General features: G+C 72.1%; 14 protein-coding genes. 8 read left to right on the top strand and 6 right to left on the bottom strand.

All coding sequences use genetic code 11. The features are described from left to right. Positions 1-232 precede the first annotated feature (232 nt). Both OHT52_RS23055 and OHT52_RS23050 read left to right on the top strand, forming a co-directional pair. Positions 233-1,255: a LacI family DNA-binding transcriptional regulator gene (locus tag OHT52_RS23055; RefSeq protein WP_328722077.1), complete on the top strand. Its 1,023-nt coding sequence runs from the start codon at positions 233-235 to the stop codon at positions 1,253-1,255. A gap of 97 nt (positions 1,256-1,352) precedes the next feature. Further along, positions 1,353-2,372 carry a phosphatase PAP2 family protein gene (locus tag OHT52_RS23050; RefSeq protein WP_328722076.1) on the top strand — a complete coding sequence of 340 codons (1,020 nt, stop codon included), beginning with the start codon at positions 1,353-1,355 and terminating at the stop codon, positions 2,370-2,372. Between the two features lie 112 nt (positions 2,373-2,484). Here the strand turns inward: OHT52_RS23050 and OHT52_RS23045 are convergent, their stop codons facing one another. From OHT52_RS23045 to OHT52_RS23035, 3 genes are all read right to left on the bottom strand, one after another. Then, complete coding sequence (locus tag OHT52_RS23045) at positions 2,485-5,499, bottom strand: bifunctional [glutamine synthetase] adenylyltransferase/[glutamine synthetase]-adenylyl-L-tyrosine phosphorylase (protein ID WP_328722075.1); 3,015 nt, start codon at positions 5,497-5,499, stop codon at positions 2,485-2,487. Positions 5,500-5,603: 104 nt separating this feature from the next. Beyond that, a complete protein-coding gene (locus tag OHT52_RS23040; RefSeq protein ID WP_328722074.1) occupies positions 5,604-6,425 on the bottom strand; it encodes a putative protein N(5)-glutamine methyltransferase in 822 nt (273 codons plus the stop codon). Positions 6,426-6,707: 282 nt separating this feature from the next. Beyond that, a complete protein-coding gene (locus tag OHT52_RS23035; protein WP_328723861.1) occupies positions 6,708-8,207 on the bottom strand; it encodes an MFS transporter in 1,500 nt (499 codons plus the stop codon). Between the two features lie 321 nt (positions 8,208-8,528). Between OHT52_RS23035 and OHT52_RS23030 the strand changes: the two genes are divergently transcribed. Further along, the gene (locus OHT52_RS23030; RefSeq protein ID WP_328722073.1) at positions 8,529-9,119 is read left to right on the top strand and encodes an acyl-CoA-like ligand-binding transcription factor; all 591 of its coding nucleotides are present in this window, start codon (positions 8,529-8,531) and stop codon (positions 9,117-9,119) included. Positions 9,120-9,133: 14 nt separating this feature from the next. On the opposite strand, the gene OHT52_RS23025 is transcribed toward OHT52_RS23030, so the two are convergent. Beyond that, positions 9,134-9,508 carry a YrdB family protein gene (locus tag OHT52_RS23025; RefSeq protein WP_328722072.1) on the bottom strand — a complete coding sequence of 125 codons (375 nt, stop codon included), beginning with the start codon at positions 9,506-9,508 and terminating at the stop codon, positions 9,134-9,136. Between the two features lie 20 nt (positions 9,509-9,528). Between OHT52_RS23025 and OHT52_RS23020 the strand changes: the two genes are divergently transcribed. Then, a complete protein-coding gene (locus OHT52_RS23020) occupies positions 9,529-10,203 on the top strand; it encodes an HIT family protein (protein WP_328722071.1) in 675 nt (224 codons plus the stop codon). Between the two features lie 80 nt (positions 10,204-10,283). Here the strand turns inward: OHT52_RS23020 and glnA are convergent, their stop codons facing one another. Continuing rightward, positions 10,284-11,645 (bottom strand): type I glutamate--ammonia ligase, encoded by a 1,362-nt coding sequence (gene glnA / locus OHT52_RS23015; protein ID WP_266703648.1) that lies wholly within the window; start codon positions 11,643-11,645, stop codon positions 10,284-10,286. Between the two features lie 243 nt (positions 11,646-11,888). Here glnA and OHT52_RS23010 point away from each other — a divergent pair, with 243 nt between their 5' ends. The 4 genes from OHT52_RS23010 to OHT52_RS22995 all read left to right on the top strand — a co-directional run bounded on the left by OHT52_RS23010 (position 11,889) and on the right by OHT52_RS22995 (position 15,878). Further along, positions 11,889-12,590, top strand: a complete 702-nt coding sequence (locus OHT52_RS23010) for a DUF3105 domain-containing protein (protein ID WP_328722070.1) — start codon at positions 11,889-11,891, stop codon at positions 12,588-12,590. Further along, complete coding sequence (locus OHT52_RS23005; protein WP_328722069.1) at positions 12,587-13,339, top strand: DUF305 domain-containing protein; 753 nt, start codon at positions 12,587-12,589, stop codon at positions 13,337-13,339. The genes OHT52_RS23010 and OHT52_RS23005 overlap by 4 nt, the downstream gene beginning before the upstream one ends. 217 nt (positions 13,340-13,556) lie before the next feature. Next, on the top strand, positions 13,557-13,982 hold the full coding sequence (locus OHT52_RS23000; RefSeq protein WP_328722068.1) for a CBS domain-containing protein: 426 nt from the start codon (positions 13,557-13,559) through the stop codon (positions 13,980-13,982). Between the two features lie 126 nt (positions 13,983-14,108). Then, entirely contained in the window at positions 14,109-15,878 is a 1,770-nt protein-coding gene (locus tag OHT52_RS22995) for an NAD+ synthase (RefSeq protein WP_328722067.1), read from the top strand. Positions 15,879-15,950: 72 nt separating this feature from the next. On the opposite strand, the gene OHT52_RS22990 is transcribed toward OHT52_RS22995, so the two are convergent. Next, a complete protein-coding gene (locus OHT52_RS22990; RefSeq protein WP_328722066.1) occupies positions 15,951-17,210 on the bottom strand; it encodes an MFS transporter in 1,260 nt (419 codons plus the stop codon). Positions 17,211-17,424 lie beyond the last annotated feature (214 nt).

Genomic DNA, 17,424 nt, shown 5'->3' with positions numbered 1-17,424 from the left:
TGCCGTCGTGATGCTTGACGCGGGGTGCATACCCCTGCTGTCCCAGGTCATACACGGGGTCCGGTTGATGTGACCATCCGACTGCAAGGCGCACAGAGGTGGCCGCAAGACCTTGCAAGATGTTGCCGGAGCCGCTCCGGCGTGACGCCGGGGCCGGGGACGGAAGGGGCCGGCGCGGCTGGAACCCGGGCCCTGTGGGCAATCCGGGAGGCGCCCGGTACAGTCCCCTTTCATGACCGCACGGCTTGCCGATATCGCAACTCAGGCGGGGGTCAGCGAAGCGACGGTCAGCCGGGTCCTGAACGGCAAACCCGGTGTAGCGGCGGCCACCCGCGAATCCGTCCTCGCGGCACTCGACGTCCTCGGGTACGAACGCCCCGTACGCCTGCGCCGGCGCAGCGCCGGACTGGTCGGCCTGATCACGCCCGAGCTGGAGAACCCGATCTTCCCGGCGCTGGCCCAGGTGATCGGGCAGGCGCTGACCCGGCAGGGGTACACCCCCGTGCTGGCGACCCAGACCCCCGGCGGTTCCACCGAGGACGAGCTGACCGAGATGCTGGTGGACCGGGGCGTCTCCGGCATCATCTTCGTCTCCGGGCTGCACGCCGACACCTCGGCGGACATGGGCCGCTACGAGCAGTTGCGGGCGCAGGGCGTCCCGTTCGTCCTCGTCAACGGCTTCTCCGCGAAGGTCCAGGCCCCGTTCATCTCGCCGGACGACCGTGCGGCGATGCGGCTGGCGGTGACGCATCTGGTGTCGCTCGGTCACACCCGGATCGGTCTCGCCGTCGGCCCCAAGCGCTTCGTCCCGGTCCTCCGCAAGATCGAGGGCTTCCACGCGACGATGGGCGAGCAGCTCGGCCTGGGCGAGGAGCGGGTGGAGGAGCTGATCCAGCACTCCCTGTACACGCTGGAGGGCGGCCAGGCGGCGGCCACGGCGCTGATGGAGCGCGGCTGCACCGCGGTGGTGTGCGCGAGCGACATGATGGCGCTGGGCGCGATCCGGGCGGCCCGCCGGCTGTCACGGCAGGTGCCGCGCGATCTCTCGGTGGTCGGTTACGACGATTCGCCGCTCATAGCCTTCACGGACCCGCCGCTGACGACCATCCGACAGCCGGTGACCGCCATGGGGCAGGCCGCCGTACGGACGTTGCTGGAGGAGATCGGCGGTACGCCCGCCCCGCACAGCGAGTTCGTCTTCATGCCCGAGCTCGTGGTCCGCGGTTCGACCGCGGCGGGGCCCGGCCCCTCCTGATGATGGCATCCTCCTCCGCAGGGTGCAGGACGTGCGACCGGAACCCGACCGGAGGATGATCGGGCGGTGGGGGACGTATCTGGCAGACTCTGTGCCCATGGGTGATTCTCAGGTGAGTACACAGGAAGGCCCGTCGGTGGCCTGTCCGTCACCCACCAAGGACAAGACGGACAGCACGGGCGATCGAGGCGGAAAAGGACTGACGGCGCGACTGCGTGGGACGCGGTCACCGCGCCGCCCACGGCTGTGGTTCGAAGTCCTTCTGATCGGGGTCAGTTACTGGCTCTACTCGCTGGTGCGCAACGCCGTCCCGGAACAGCGGACGGCGGCACTGCGGAACGCCGACTGGGTCTGGTCCTTCGAGAACACTCTCGGCGCGGGCTTCGAACACAGCGTCAACCACGCGGTGAACTCGGTGACATGGCTCATCGTGTCGATGAACTACTACTACGCGACGCTGCACTTCATCGTGACCATCGGGGTGCTGGTGTGGCTGTTCCGCAGCCACCCGGGGCGTTACGCGGCGGCCAGACTGGTCCTTTTCGCGACCACGGGCGTCGCCCTGCTCGGCTACTACCTCGTCCCGCTGGCGCCACCCCGGCTCATGAACGGCGGCCACTTCGTCGACACGGTCCTCGTGCACCACACCTGGGGCTCGATGGCCTCGGGCAACCTCAAGAACATGTCGAACCAGTACGCCGCGATGCCGTCGATGCACATCGGCTGGTCGCTCTGGTGCGGGCTGACGATCTTCGCGCTCGCCTCGGTGCCGTGGGCCCGGGTGCTGGGGCTGCTCTACCCGGTCGCCACCCTCGTGGTGATCGTGTCGACGGCCAACCACTTCTGGCTGGACGCGGTGGGCGGTGTGGTCTGCCTGAGCTTCGGCTTCGCCGTCGCGTACGTCGTGTACGGCACGCTCCCCCACCGCCTGGCCCGGCGGGTCGAGCCACCGCGCACCCCCTTGCGGACCCGGCTCGTGGGGCTCGGTACGGCCCGGGGCGGGGCCGCCGTGCGGACCGGGCGGCGGACGCCGGTCTCCTCGGACCGGGGTGCCCCCGCGCCCTCCGCGAGCCGTACGCCCGCCACGGAGACCCCTGGAGCGCCGGGACGGCGCTGAGGGGCTGGGGAGGGCTGCGCCGAGGCGGCGTTTGCGGCCCTCTCGGCGTTTCCGCCCCGGCCGGCCCCTTCTCCCCTCGCAGGGGTCGGGGCCGGCCGGGGGGACCCGTGCCTCACGCCCCGTAGAACCGCTCGTCCACCACGGCGCGCGCCCGGCGCGTGATGCGCCGGTAGTCGTCGAGCATGGTCCCCGCGTTGCCGGATTCGTAGCCGAGGTACCGGCCGACCGCGGCGAGCTCGCGGGGGCTGGACGGGAAGGTGTCTCCCGGGCGCCCGCGGACCAGCATCACGGCGTTGCGGACCCGGGTGGCCAGTACCCAGGCCTCGTCCAGAACGGCCGCGTCGCCGGTCGGGATCAGACCGGCCGCCGAGGCCGCCGCCAGCGCCCGGCGGGTGCGGGTGGTGCGGAGCCCCGGCTCGGCCCAGCCGTGCTGCATCTGCATGAGCTGCACCGTCCACTCGACGTCGCTGAGCCCGCCCCGGCCGAGCTTGGTGTGGAGGGTGGGGTCGGCGCCGCGCGGCAGCCGTTCCGACTCCATCCGGGCCTTGAGGCGGCGGATCTCGCGCACCGCGTCGTCACCGAGTCCCTCCACCGGGTAGCGGAACGGATCGATCAGCTCGACGAAGTCGCGACCGAGGTCCTCGTCGCCGGCCACCGGTTCGGCCCGCAGCAGGGCCTGGCTCTCCCAGACGAGCGACCAGCGCCGGTAGTACGCCTCGTACGACTTGAGGGAGCGGGCCAAGGGGCCGCTCTTGCCCTCGGGCCGCAGGTCGGCGTCGATCAGCAGCGGCGGGTCGGCGGTGGGCAGCTGGAGGAGCCTGCGCATCTCGGCGATCACCGTGTTGGCGGCGCGGGCGGCCTCCTCGTCGCTCACCCCCTCCCGCGGGGCGTGCACGAAGAGCACGTCGGCGTCGGAGCCGTAACCGAGCTCGTGGCCGCCGAAGCGGCCCATGCCGATGACCGCGAACCGGGTCGGCAGGGTGTCGCCCCACTGGGCGCGGACGGCGGCGCGCAGGGCGCCGGCCAGGGTCGCGGCGTTGAGGTCGGTGACGGCGGAGCCGATCCGGTCGGCGAGGGCCCCGTGGTCGGGTTCGGCGGGGTTCTCCTCGGTGCCGTACGAGCCGATGAGGTCCGCCGCCGTCGTACGGAAGAGTTCGCGCCGGCGTACGCCGCGTACGACGGCGACCGCGGATTCCGCGTCGGGCGCCCGGCCCACGGCGGCCAGCACCTCCTGGTCCAGGTGCTCCCGGCTGCGCGGGGCGAGACCTCCCGGGTCGCCGAGGATGGCGACCGCCTCCGGGGCCCGCATCAGCAGGTCCGGGGCGAGACGCCCGGCGGACAGCACCCGGGCGAGGTTCTCGGCGGCCGCGCCCTCGTCGCGCAGCAGCCGCAGGTACCAGGGGGTGCGGCCGAGCGCGTCGGATACCTGGCGGAAGCCGAGGAGACCGGCGTCCGGGTCCGCGGAGTCGGCGAACCAGCCGAGCAGCACCGGCAGCAGCGTCCGCTGGATCGCGGCCTTGCGGGAGACCCCGGACGACAGCGCCTCCAAGTGCCGGAGCGCGGCGGCCGGGTCGGCGTATCCGAGGGCTTCCAGCCGGGTGCCCGCCGCCTTCGCCGAGAGCCGGCTCTCGCCGGGCGCGAGCTGGGCCACGGCGTCCAGCAGCGGCCGGTAGAAGAGTTTCTCGTGCAGTTTGCGGACGACCGAGGCGTGCCGTTTCCACGCCCGGTTCAGCTCGGTCACCGGGTCGGTGCGCAGCCCCAGCGAGCGGCCGAGCCGCCGCAGGTCGGCCTCGCCCTCGGGCACCAGGTGGGTGCGGCGCAGCCGGTAGAGCTGGATGCGGTGCTCCATGAGGCGCAGGAAGCGGTACGCGTCGTCGAGCTGGGCGGCGTCCGCGCGTCCCACGTAACCGCCTTCGGCGAGCGCCCGCAGCGCCTCCAGGGTGGTGCCGCTGTGCAGGGAGGCGTCGCTGCGGCCGTGCACCAGCTGGAGCAGCTGTACGGCGAACTCGACGTCGCGCAGTCCGCCGGGGCCGAGCTTCAGCTCCCGGTCGACGCGGTCGGCGGGGATGTTGTCCACGACCCGGCGGCGCATCTTCTGCACGTCCGGGACGAAGTGCTCCCGGTCGGCGGCGTGCCACACCAGGGGGGCGACGGCGTCCACGTAGGCGGCCCCCAGCTCCGGGTCGCCGGCCACCGGGCGGGCCTTGAGCAGCGCCTGGAACTCCCAGGTCTTGGCCCAGCGCTGGTAGTAGGCGAGGTGGGAGGAGAGGGTGCGCACCAGCGGGCCGTTGCGGCCCTCGGGGCGGAGGTTGGCGTCGACGGGCCAGATGGTGCCCTCGACGGTGGTGTCGGAGCAGATCCGCATCATGTGGGAGGCCAGCCGGCCGGCCGCCCGCACGGCCGCCGTCTCGTCCTGCGGGGTGGGGTCGGGGGCGACGGACTCGCCGACGAAGATGACGTCGACGTCGGAGACGTAGTTCAGCTCGTGGCCACCGCACTTGCCCATGGCGATGACGGCGAGCCGGCAGAGCGCCGCGTCCTCGGGGGCGGCGGTACGCGCGATGGCGAGTGCGGCCCGCAGGGTGGCCGTGGCGAGGTCGGCCAGCTCGGCGGCGGTCTGGGCGAGGTCGGTGGTGCCGCAGACGTCCCTGGCCGCTATGGCCAGCAGACACCGGCGGTAGGCGACGCGCAGCGAGTCGGGGCCGGTGGCCTCAGCGAGGTGGCGTTCGAACTCCGGGACCCCGGGGTGCAGGTCGGCCGCCTCGTAGGTGACCAGCTCTTTCCAGTCGTCCGGGTGGCGGGAGAGGTGGTCGCCGAGGGCCTCGGAGGCGCCGAGGACGCCGAGCAGCCGGTCCCGCAGCGGTTTCGCGGTCACCAGGGTGTCGAGCAGCAGCCGCTGCTCGTCCTCCGCCTGTGCCTCCACGAGGCGGACGAGGCCCCGCAGCGCCAGGTCCGGGTCGGCGGAGGCGCCGAGCGCCTCCACCAGGACCGGGTCCGACCGCACCGCCGTGAGTGCGGGCAGTTGCAGCAGCCGCTCCGCGCCCGAGGGGTCGGTGAAGCCGTGGCGCAGCAGCCGGCTGAACGTGCTGCTCCTGCGCCCCGGATTCGGTACCGGCACCGTCGTCATACCGTGCTCTCCTGCCCCGCGTACCCCGCGTGTGGTGGGGGTTCGAGCGTAGCCCCGTGCCGGGGAGTTCGTCCCGGGGGCGGGGGGGCCGGCGGCCGTCACCCTCACGGTCGCCGGGGCCCGGTGCCGATGACGACGGTGGCCCAGAGTTCGTCGCAGGTCGCCGTGCGGGCGTCGAGACCGCCGCCGCGGACGGTGGCGAGCGCGCGGTCCGCCTGGCGTTCGCTGGTCTCCATCAGCAGGCTGCCGCCCGGCGCGAGCCACCCGGGGGCGGCGGCGACCACCCGGCGCATCACGTCGAGCCCGTCGTCGCCCCCGTCGAGGGCGACGCGCGGTTCGTGGTCGCGGGCCTCGGCGGGGAGGAGGGGGACGTCGCCGGTGGGTACGTACGGCACGTTGGCGAGGAGTACGTCGATCCGGCCGCGCAGCCCGGTCGGCAACGCGGCGAAGAGGTCGCCCTCGTGGACCTGGCCCACGCCGTCGAGGTTGCGCCGGGCGCAGCGTACGGCCGCCGGTTCGACGTCGCAGGCGTGCAGCTCCACCGGTCCGAGGACCCGGGCGAGTGCGGCGCCGAGGGCGCCGGAGCCGCAGCAGAGGTCGACGACGACGGGGGTGCGGGTGGCGTGGCTCCCGGTGGCCGGGTGGGTGACGGTGGCGGCGGCCTGGTCGACGAGGAACTCGCTGCGCCGGCGGGGCACGAAGACCCCCGGGTCCACGGCGACCCGCAGGCCGTGGAACGAGGCCCAGCCCAGGACGTGTTCGAGGGGCTGCCCCTCGGCGCGGCGCCGGACCATGGCGGCGGTCTCGGCCGGGGAGGCGGCGGTGGAGAGGATCAGTTCCGCTTCGTCCTCGGCGAAGACACAGCCGGCGGTGCGGAGCGCGGTGACGATCGTGGAGCGGGTGGACGGAGGAGGAAGAACCGACATGGCGGAGCCTTTCGGGAGCCGTTGGGCGCTCCGCGTTCGCTCACGTCCGGTGGACGTCGCGACCGTACGGGGTGAGCACCCAGCCTGACGCAGCGGTAATGGGGGCTCACCTCCTCGGTCCGGGTCCCCCGTGCGGGGACGTCCCCCTCGCCCGGGGAACCCTGTGCGGGCCCCTCCGTGCGGGAGTCCGGTCACAGTACAACAGGACCGGCGCGGACCGAACACGCCCGTGCCCGCGCCTGGTCGCGGCGCGGGCACGGGCGTGCTCTTCGGTACGGGCCGTCAGAGGTCCACGCTGTCGCGGAGCTTCGTCGGGGTCAGGAAGGACGCCGCCGCGACACCGACGACGGCGATGCACGCGGCGATGAGGAAGATGTGGCCGGTCGCGTCGCCGTACGCGGCGCGGACCACCTCCTGGATCTGCGGCGGCATCGCCTTCAGGTTGAGCGTGGAACCGCCCGAGGAGGAGGCGGCCGGATCGACGCCGAGCTTCTTCAGCCCGTCGGCGATCTTCGTGCTGACCTGACTGGCGAGCACCGCGCCGAGCACCGAGACCCCCATGGTGCCGCCGAGCGACCGGAAGAAGGTGATGGCGCCGCTGGCCGCGCCGAGTTCCCTGAGCGGGACGGTGTTCTGGAGGACCAGCACGAGGTTCTGCATCGACATGCCGACACCGGCGCCGACGGCGAACATGCCCACCCCGACGAGGACCAGGCTCGTCGTGTGGTCGATGGTCGACAGCCCGAGGAGGCCGAGGGTGAGCACGACGACGCCGGTCAGGATGAACGGCTTGACCTTGCCGGTGCGCGAGACGAGGCGGCCCGCGACGGTGGAGGAGACCAGCACCCCGAACATCAGCGGGATGGTGAGCAGCCCGGACTGGATCGGCGAGTAGCCGCGGCCGATCTGGAAGTACTGGCCGAGGAAGACGGCCCCGCCGAACATGGCCATGCCGACCGAGAGGCTCGCGACGATGGCGAGCGCGGGGTCCCGGCGGCGGACGACGTGGAGCGGGACGACCGGCTCCTTGACCCGGGCCTCCACGAGGACGGCCGCACCGAGGATCAGCAGGCTGCCGGCGACCATCGCGCCGGACTGCCAGGAGATCCAGTCGAAGTCGTCGCCGACGAAGGTGACCCAGAGCAGCAGGAGGCTGACGCCGGCGGCTATCAGGGAGGCGCCGAGGTAGTCGACCTTGGCGTCGGGGCGGCGGGTCTCCACCAGGTGCAGGGTCCGGGCGAGCATCACGAAGGCGACCAGCGCGAAGGGCACGGCGACGAAGAAGCACCAACGCCAGCCGAGCCACGAGGTGTCGGTGATGAATCCGCCGAGCAGCGGGCCGCCGACGGTGGCGACGGCCATGACCCCGCCGAGGTAACCGTTGTACCGGCCGCGCTCCTTGGGGCTGATCATCGCGCCGATGACCACCTGGACGAGCACCTGCACCGCGCCCATGCCGAGGCCCTGGATGACCCGGAAGGCGATCAACTGACCGGTGGACTGGGCGAATCCGCAGGCGACGGAGGAGACGACGAAGAGGCAGATGGCCGTCTGCAGCAGCAGTTTCTTGCTGAAGAGGTCAGCGAGTTTGCCCCAGATCGGGGTGGAGGCGGTGGATGCCAGCAAGGTGGCGGTGACCACCCATGTGTACTGGGACTGCGTGCCGTTGAGGGCTCCGATGATCTGCGGGAGCGCCACCGAGACGACGGTGCTGCTGGTCAGGGCGACGAAGAGCACGAGAAGCAGACCGCTCAGCGCCCGCAGCACCTCGCGGTGCGTCATCGGTACGGCTTCGGTCGGCGTGGCCGTTTCTGCGCTCACGCGCAACCTCCGGAGTTGTGTGAGGGCTGAGCGGGTCCGGCGGCGCGACTCACGGCGGGCCGCTCGCGTGCCGGGCCCGACTCCGTTCAGCGCCGGCCGCGTCGCGCGTCACACGGGACGAGGGCCCGGGGCGCGCGGCAGGCCGGCGGACACCGGGGCGCACGCACCCGAAAGCACGGAACACGGGCCCGGCCAAGAGATGACAGGAACACTTCACCATACATGCAACACGGGAAATCTTGCCGGGTGCGCAACGATCAACGGCCAAGAGAGAATGGCCGGATGGAGAACTCTGTGGGACTGCGGGAGCGCAAGAAGGAAGCCACCCGTCAGGCGGTGCACGAGGCGACTTTGCACCTCACCGTCGAGCACGGCTTCGACCACGTCACGGTGGAAGCGGTCGCGGACGCGGCCGGCATCTCGCGCAGAACCTTCTCCAACTACTTCACCAACAAGGAGGACGCCCTCCTCTACGGGGAAGAGCGGCAGATACGTGAACTCGTCCGCCTCGTGCGCGACCGCCCCGCCGGTGAACCCGCCTGGGCCGCGCTGCGCGGGGCGATGGTGGAGTTCACCTCACAAGTCCCGCCCCTGGAACGGGACTGGGCCGTGCGCACCCGCCTCGCTCTGCGCCATCCCTCCTTGCTCGCGCGCCAGTTGGCCAATCACGCGGAGATGGAACGCGACCTGGCCGGGGCCGTCGCCGACCGCCCCGGCCCCACCGGCCACCCGGTCCGCCCCCTGGTCCTCGCGGCGGGCTTCCTCGCCTCCCTGCGGATCGCCATGCGTACCTGGATCGAGGAGGCCCCGGACCGCGAGCCTGCCGAGCTGATCGCGGAGGTCATGGACGAGATGGGGCGCGGCTTCGAGTAGCCGGTGTGCGGGATTCACCGGGCCTGCGACGCACGCGCGCGGGCGCTCCGGTCCAGGGTCAGCAGTACGGTGTTGACCGCAACCACGGCGGTGTACGACAGCGCCGCCCCCGAGCCGTCGAGGTCGTACAGCGCGGCCACCGCGCACGCGAAGACCAGCATCTTGACCCCCACCACCCCCGCGACCGGCAGGGCGTACCGCGCCTTGGGCGACGCGTACATCCCCCACACCGTCGCCGCGACACCCGGGACGGTCACGGCGAGGAGCACGCGCAGCGCCGTGTTCTCCGAGGCGTGCCACCCCCAGCGGGCGAACGCGACGAGGGCGACGACCTCGACGAGGAACGCGAGCAGTTCGTTGGCCGCGCGCAGGGGGGCGGGGAGTCTCATGGAGGTCCTTCGGGCGGAGAATGGGGGTTGCCGGAGGGAGGACTCCCCGGAAGGGCGGGAGGTTGCCCGCCGGGGCGTTCCCGATGAAGTCGGCCGCAGCCGCGCGAGGGCGCCTCGGCCCCGCGCGGGACGGGGACGGCTCAGCAGGGCCACCGGTTCCTGCCGGACGAGTAGCTGCGGTTGATCGCCCGCCCCGGCTCGTCCGTGGTCGTCGGTATCCACGGCGGGCTGGAGTCAGCTCCGTCGCGGTTCGGGCTGCGCGGGCGTGTGGCAAGGTCGCCCGCATGGAGTGCACCTTCTGTCGACTCATCCGCGAAGACAGGGCCCGGTGGGTGGCCCGTGAGCCGTCCGCCCGGGCGTTCACCCCGCTCGATCCCCTGGCGCCGGGACATACTCTCGTGGTGCCGACCGCCCACCACGCCGACGTCTTCGACACGCCCGCCGAGGTGTTGACGGAGACGGTCGAGCTGGTCCAGCGTCTGGCACGCGCCATGCGTCACGCGCTGGACGCGACGGGCGTGAACATCCTCAACGCCAGCGGCCCGGGGTCGGAGCAGTCGGTGCGGCACCTGCATTTCCACGTCGTGCCGCGGTGGTCCGACGACGCCATCTCCACGTGGCCGGCCGGGCGGTCGCGGCACCGGCTCACCGGTGATCCGGCCGCACGGCTCGCGGAGGCGCTCGCCGCCACGTAGCGGACATGACTGCGGGCGGGGCGCCTTTGCTGAATGGGGCGCCCCGCCCGCGTCGTACCGCCTACACCTCTGACCAGCCCCTACAGCACCGGCAGCAGCGCCTTCCGCTCGAACGCGGTGACCTCGCTGCGGTACTCCTCCCACTCGCGCTTCTTGTTGCGGAGGAAGAAGTCGAAGACGTGCTCGCCCAGCGTCTCCGCGACGAGTTCGCTCTTCTCCATCAGGGAGATGGCCTCGCCGAGGTTCTGCGGGAGGGGCTCGATGCCCATCGCGCGGCGCTCGGAGTCGGAGAGGGCCCAGACGTCGTCGTCGGCGCCGGCCGGGAGTTCGTAGCCCTCCTCGATGCCCTTGAGGCCCGCCGCGAGCAGGACCGCGTAGGTGAGGTAGGGGTTGGCGCCGGAGTCGATGGAGCGGACCTCGACGCGGGCCGAGCCGTTCTTGCCGGGCTTGTACATCGGGACCCGGATGAGCGCGGAGCGGTTGTTGTGGCCCCAGCAGATGTACGAGGGAGCCTCGCCGCCGGCACCGGCGCTGCGGGCGGAGCCGCCCCAGATGCGCTTGTAGGAGTTGACCCACTGGTTGGTGACGGCGGAGATCTCGGCGGCGTGGCGGAGCAGGCCGGCGATGAAGGAGCGGCCGACCTTGGAGAGCTGGTACTCGGCGCCGGACTCGTAGAAGGCGTTGCGGTCGCCCTCGAAGAGGGAGAGGTGGGTGTGCATGCCGGAGCCCGGGTACTCCGAGAACGGCTTCGGCATGAAGGTGGCCTGTACGCCCTGCTCCAGCGCGACCTGCTTCATGACCAGGCGGAACGTCATGATGTTGTCGGCCGTGGAGAGCGCGTCGGCGTACCGCAGGTCGATCTCCTGCTGGCCGGGGGCGCCCTCGTGGTGGCTGAACTCGACGGAGATGCCCATCGATTCGAGCATGGTGATCGCCTGGCGGCGGAAGTCCATGCCGACGTTCTGCGGGGTGTGGTCGAAGTAGCCGGAGCTGTCGGCCGGGGTGGGCCGGGTGCCGTCGACGGGCTTGTCCTTCAGCAGGAAGAACTCGATCTCGGGGTGGGTGTAGAAGGTGAAGCCGAGGTCGGACGTCTTGGCGAGGATGCGCTTGAGGACGAAGCGGGGGTCCGCGAAGGACGGCGATCCGTCCGGCATCAGGATGTCGCAGAACATGCGGGCGGTGCCGGGGGCCTCCGCGCGCCAGGGCAGGATCTGGAAGGTGCCCGGGTCCGGCTTGGCGATCATGTCCGATTCGTATACGCGGGCGAAGCCCTCGATCGCCGAACCGTCGAAGCCGATGCCCTCGTCGAAGGCCTGTTCCAGCTCGGCCGGGGCCACGGCGACGGACTTGAGGAACCCGAGGACATCGGTGAACCACAGTCGTACGAACCGGATGTCACGTTCCTCAAGCGTCCTGAGGACGAATTCCTGCTGCTTGTCCATAGCCACATCCTTGCAGTTCAGACGGTCCGCGCACCACCGCCGGAGGTAGGGGAGTCACTCCAGTATCACGACCCGGGATTTCACCCAGATTACGCACACGGTGTGAGAGAGAGCACGCGGCCACCCACTACGATCGACGGCCCCGATGTGCTGGGGCACGGACGCATGCGCGACCGACTCCCGCACAGGGGTTCTTCCGACTCGTCCGCTCCCTCCCGACTCCTCCCAGAAGGACTCGACCCCATGAGCCTTTCCCCCCAGCCTCCCCAGGTCCAGACGCCCCCGGCCCCGCTCCCCGAGCGGCGCCGCGTGGGGCGCGGCAGGGTCCTGGCCATAGCGGTCGGCGTGGCCGTCGTCGCAGGTCTGGTGGGGTTCGGCGGCTCCGGGGTGCTGGACGGCCCGGCCTCGCGGGCCGGTCTCGTGTCCGCCGCGGCGGCGGACTCCAAGCCGGGCGGGGCCGACCCCGCACGGGCGGCCGGTACGGCGGCGGCCTCCGCGATCGAGGGCGAGAAGTCCTGGGACGCGAACAAGCTCACCCGCAACCACGTGGCCCATGAGGTCCACTACCCGATGACGCCTCCGGTGGGCGGGGACCACGACCCGGCCTGGATGGACTGCGACGGCGACGTATACAAAACACCGCTCGCCGACGTGAACGCCGTGCACTCCCTGGAGCACGGCGCGGTGTGGATCACCTACAACGGCGGCGCGTCCGCCAACGCCGTGCGCGCGCTGGCCAACCGGGTCAGGGCGACCTCGTACACGCTGCTCAGTCCCTACCCCGGCCAGTCGGGCACCATCATGCTCAGCGCGTGGGGGAAGCAGCTCACGGTGACGGGACCCGGGGACGAGCGGGTGGGCAGGTTCCTCGCCGCGTACGTCCAGGGCCCGCAGACCCCGGAGCCCGGCGCGCCGTGCACCGGCGGACTGGCGGTTCCCCGATGACCGGCGGTGCGGGGCGCGGGACGCGCCCGCGCTGGGTGGCGGCCGGGGTGCTGGTGCTCGCGGCGCTGGTCGGAGGCGGTACGGCGGCGATCGTGACCGCCCGGTCCGGCGGTACGGAGCACGGCCGGGAGCAGGCACGGGGGTACGGACAGGGCTCCGGTCCGGGACAGGGGCTCCCGGCCGTGGACTCGGCGGACGCCGGGTTCGCGCAGGACATGGCCGTCCACCACGAGCAGGCGGTGGAGATGTCCTTCGTGGTGCGGGACGGTACGCACGACCAGGACGTGCGCCGACTCGCGTACGACATCGCCCACACCCAGTCCAACCAGCGCGGGATGCTGCTCGGCTGGCTCGACCTGTGGGGGCTGCCGAAGATCGCCGCGGCGGGAGCGCCCATGGCGTGGATGGGTACCGAGAAGGGCGCGGCCCCTGCGGACCACATGGACGGCATGGACGGCATGGGCCACGGCCCGGCCCGGTCCGGGGCCGGTGCGACGATGACCGGCATGGCCACGGCCGCGGAGTTGAAGCGGCTCGGCGCGGCGCGGGGCCGGGACGCGGAGGTGCTCTTCCTCCAGTTGATGACCGACCACCACAAGGGCGGTATCGCCATGGCCCGCGCGTGCGCCGAGCGGTGCGCGGTACCGGCCGAGCGGCGGCTCGCGGGCGGCATGGTGGACGCCCAGCGGTCCGAAATGGGCCTGATGGCGGACCTGCTGGCCGAACGGGGAGCGCGCCCCCGTACCTGAGCACCGCAGCCGCCCGTGGAGCCCTCGTCGCCCGCCCGTACGCCCCGGTCCTCGGGCGGGCGACGGCATCCTCGGGGTGTCCCGTCCCAGAGCTTTCCGCCCTCACTCGAATGGGTGATTTCGGTCGGCGGCGGGGCGTGCCCCCGGGGACGATGGGGGATGGACTCGGGGCCGTACGGGGGTGTGCTCAGGCACGGATCAGCCCAGGAGGAACCCCATGACCACGGCGAAGGACATCATGCATCCCGGCGCCACCTGGATTCCGGCACACGAGACGCTCGACCGGGCCGCCCAGATGATGCGCGACCACGGGGTGGGTTCACTGCCCGTCTCCGCGGAGGGCGCCGAGGACCGGATGGTCGGGATCATCACCGACCGGGACATCGTGGTCGGCTGCGTGGCGAGCGGCCACGACCCGGCGGCGACGACGGCGGGCGACCTCTGCCACGGGACACCGCGCTGGATCGACTCGGGGGCCGGGGTGGACGAGGTGCTGGAGGAGATGCAGGCACACCGCATCCGGCGGCTCCCGGTGGTCGAGAACAAGAAGCTGATCGGCATGATCAGCGAGGCCGACCTGGCGCAGCACCTCGGTGAGGAGCAGATCGCCGACTGGGCGGGACAGGTGTACGCCCGGGGCTGACCGGCCCCACATCGACCGCCCACGCCCCGCCGAGAGGCCGACAGGCCAACAGGCCAACAGGCCACCGGGGTAACGGAATCACCACCCTCCCGGACATCGCGTCAGAAAGACGATTAGACTGCGGGGGTGCCTCAACTACGCCTCGCCCTCAACCAGATCGACTCGACGGTCGGTGATCTCACCGGCAACGCCGAGGCGATCGTCCGCTGGACACGGCACGCCGCCGAACTGGGCGCCCACCTCGTCGCGTTCCCCGAGATGGTGCTGACCGGCTATCCCGTGGAGGACCTTGCCCTGCGGTCGTCCTTCGTCGAAGCCTCCCGTGCGGCGCTGCGCGCGCTCGCGGCGCGGCTCGACGCTGAGGGCTTCGGCGAACTGCCGGTGGTCGTCGGTTACCTCGGTCGCTCCGAGCACCCCGCTCCCCGGTACGGACAGCCCGCGGGTTCGCCGCGCAACGCCGCGGCGGTGCTGCACCGAGGGCGGATCGCACTGGACTTCGCCAAGCACCATCTCCCCAACTACGGGGTGTTCGACGAGTTCCGGTACTTCGTCCCGGGCGATTCGCTGCCGGTCGCGCGGGTGCGCGGCATCGATGTGGCGCTGGCCATCTGCGAGGACCTGTGGCAGGACGGAGGGCGTGTGCCGGCGGCCCGCGCGGCGGGCGCGGGACTGCTGCTGTCGATCAACGCCTCCCCCTACGAGCGGGACAAGGACGACACCCGTCTCGAACTGGTCCGCAGGCGGGCCCGGGAGGCCGGGTGCACCACCGCGTATCTGGCGATGATCGGCGGCCAGGACGAGCTGGTCTTCGACGGTGACTCGATCGTGGTGGACGCGGAGGGCGAAGTGATCGCCCGCGCACCGCAGTTCGCCGAGGGCAGTGTGATCCTCGATCTCGAACTCCCGGCCGCCGCGGCCGAGCCGCCGTCCGGGGAGGTGAACGACGGGCTGCGGATCGACCACGTCGTCCTCACCGGGGAGCCGCTCCCGCCGTACGCCCCGGAGTTGGCGGGCGGGTACGCCGAGCGGCTCGACGACGACGAGGAGCTGTACTCCGCGCTGGTCGTGGGGCTGCGCGCGTACGCCGCGAAGAACGGTTTCAGCAGTGTGCTGGTCGGGCTCTCCGGCGGCATCGACTCGGCTCTCGTCGCGGCCCTCGCCTGCGACGCGCTGGGTGCGGAGCACGTGTACGGCGTCTCGATGCCGTCCACGTACTCCTCGGACCACTCCCGGGCAGACGCGGCCGAGCTGGCCCGGCGTACGGGGCTGAACTTCCGCACCGTGCCGATCGGGCCGATGTTCGACGCGTACATGGGGTCGCTGGAGCTCACCGGACTCGCCGAGGAGAACCTCCAGGCGCGGCTGCGCGGCACCACGCTGATGGCGATCTCCAACCAGGAGGGGCGGATCGTGCTCGCGCCGGGCAACAAGTCGGAGCTGGCGGTGGGCTATTCGACGCTCTACGGGGACACGGTCGGGGCGTACGGGCCGATCAAGGACGTGTACAAGTCGTCGGTCTTCCGGCTGGCGAGGTGGCGCAACCGGGCCGCCGAGGAGCGCGGGCAGGTCCCGCCGATCCCGGAGGCGTCGATCACCAAGCCGCCCAGCGCGGAGCTCCGGCCGGGGCAGGTGGACTCCGACTCGCTGCCGGACTACGAGGTGCTGGACCGGATCCTGGAGCTGTACGTCGACCGGGACCAGGGCCGGGACGCGATCGTCGCGGCGGGTTTCGACGAGGAGCTGGTGACGCGGACGCTGCGGCTGGTGGACACCGCCGAGTACAAGCGGCGGCAGTACCCGCCGGGCACGAAGATCTCACCGAAGGGGTTCGGCAAGGACCGGCGGCTGCCCGTCACCAACCAGTGGCGCGAGGCACCCGGCGGAGAGCTTCCGTAGCCGGGGCGGGGCGTTGTCCTGGCGCCCCACCCCGCGCCCCACCCCAGCGCCCCGGCCCAGGCGACGCCTCGCCTACTCCCCCGGCGCGCTCCGGACGGTCTGCCGGCCGGCCGCGTGGGCTTCCGGCGCACCGCCGCCGGCGTCGGCGGTTCCGTCCGGCCCGCCCGCGACGACCCGCGAGGGTGTGACGCGGTCACGGTCCAGCAGGGTCGCGGTGACCGCGATGGCGAGGCCGGCGACGGCGAGTGCCGCACCGACCGGTGCGGGAGAGGTCCAGCCCCAGCCCGCCGAGATGGCCGCGCCGCCGAGCCAGGCGCCGCCCGCGTTGGCGAGGTTGAACGCCGAGTGGTTGGAGGCGGAGGCCAGCGTGGGCGCGTCCTTCGCCTTGCGCATCACCAGCATCTGGAGCGGGGTCGTCGTCATGAAGCCGACCGCTCCGAGCAGGACCACCATCACCAGCGCCAGCCACTTCACGTGCACCGTGAGCGGGAAGCGCAGCAGGACGACGGTGAGCGCGCCGAGCGCGCCGAAGAGCGTCGGCCGCAGCGCACGGTCGGTGAGCGGTCCGGCGGTGAGCGCGCCGAGGGTCATGCCGATGCCGAACAGGGCCAGCACGAGGGTGACCGAGGACTCTCCGAAGCCCATGGCCTCGGTGGTCATGGACGAGAGGTACGAGTACACGGCGAACACGCCCGCGAAGCCGAAGACGGCGGTGAGCAGGCCCAGGATCACCTGGCGGTCGCGGAGCGCGCGCAGTTCGTGGCGTACGTCCTGGTGCTCGGCGACGGGAATCCGCGGGATCAGCCGGGACAGGGCGGCCAGGGCGACCAGCCCGATCACGGCCACCACGAGGAAGGTCGCCCGCCAGCCGAGGTGCTGGCCGAGCAGGGTCGCGGCCGGTACGCCCACGATGTTGGCCACGGTCAGGCCGAGGAACATCCGTGCGACGGCCCGCGCCTGACGGCCCTCGGGGACCAGGCGGGCGGCGACGACCGCGCCGACGCCGAAGAACGCGCCGTGCGGCAGACCCGCGATCAGGCGGCCCGCGACGAGCCAGCCGAAGCCGGGGGCGAGGGCCGAGGCGGCGTTGCCGACGACGAAGAGCGCCATCAGCAGCAGGAGCATCCGCTTGCGGGGAACGCGGGAGCCGAGAGCGGTGAGCAGCGGGGCGCCGAGTACGACGCCGATCGCATAGGCGGAGACGAGGTAACCGGCGGTGGGCACCGATGTACCCAGGTCGTCCGCGACATTGGGCAGCAGCCCCATCATCACGAACTCGGTGGTGCCTATGCCGAAGGCGCTCACAGCCAGGGCGAGCAAGGCCAGAGGCATGGGGAAGGAACCTTTCAGCAGGAGGGCGCGCGCGTGCGTCCCGGGCGGACGGGTGACCGTCGGGGGACGTGGCGGAGCGCTCGGCCGCGTGGACGTGCGCGCGGACCGTGCGGGGAGAGGGTGGGAAGGAAGTCGAAGAGACGGACCCGCGGCACTCCGGCGGCTCTGCCGGGCATGCTCAGGTCATCAGCCTGAACAAAGTGTGGCAGATGAT

Source organism: Streptomyces sp. NBC_00247 (assembly GCF_036188265.1).
Taxonomy (GTDB): Bacteria; Actinomycetota; Actinomycetes; order Streptomycetales; family Streptomycetaceae; genus Streptomyces.
The sequence above is the reverse complement of the archived record's forward strand: the minus strand, read 5'-3'. Positions and strand labels throughout refer to the sequence as shown.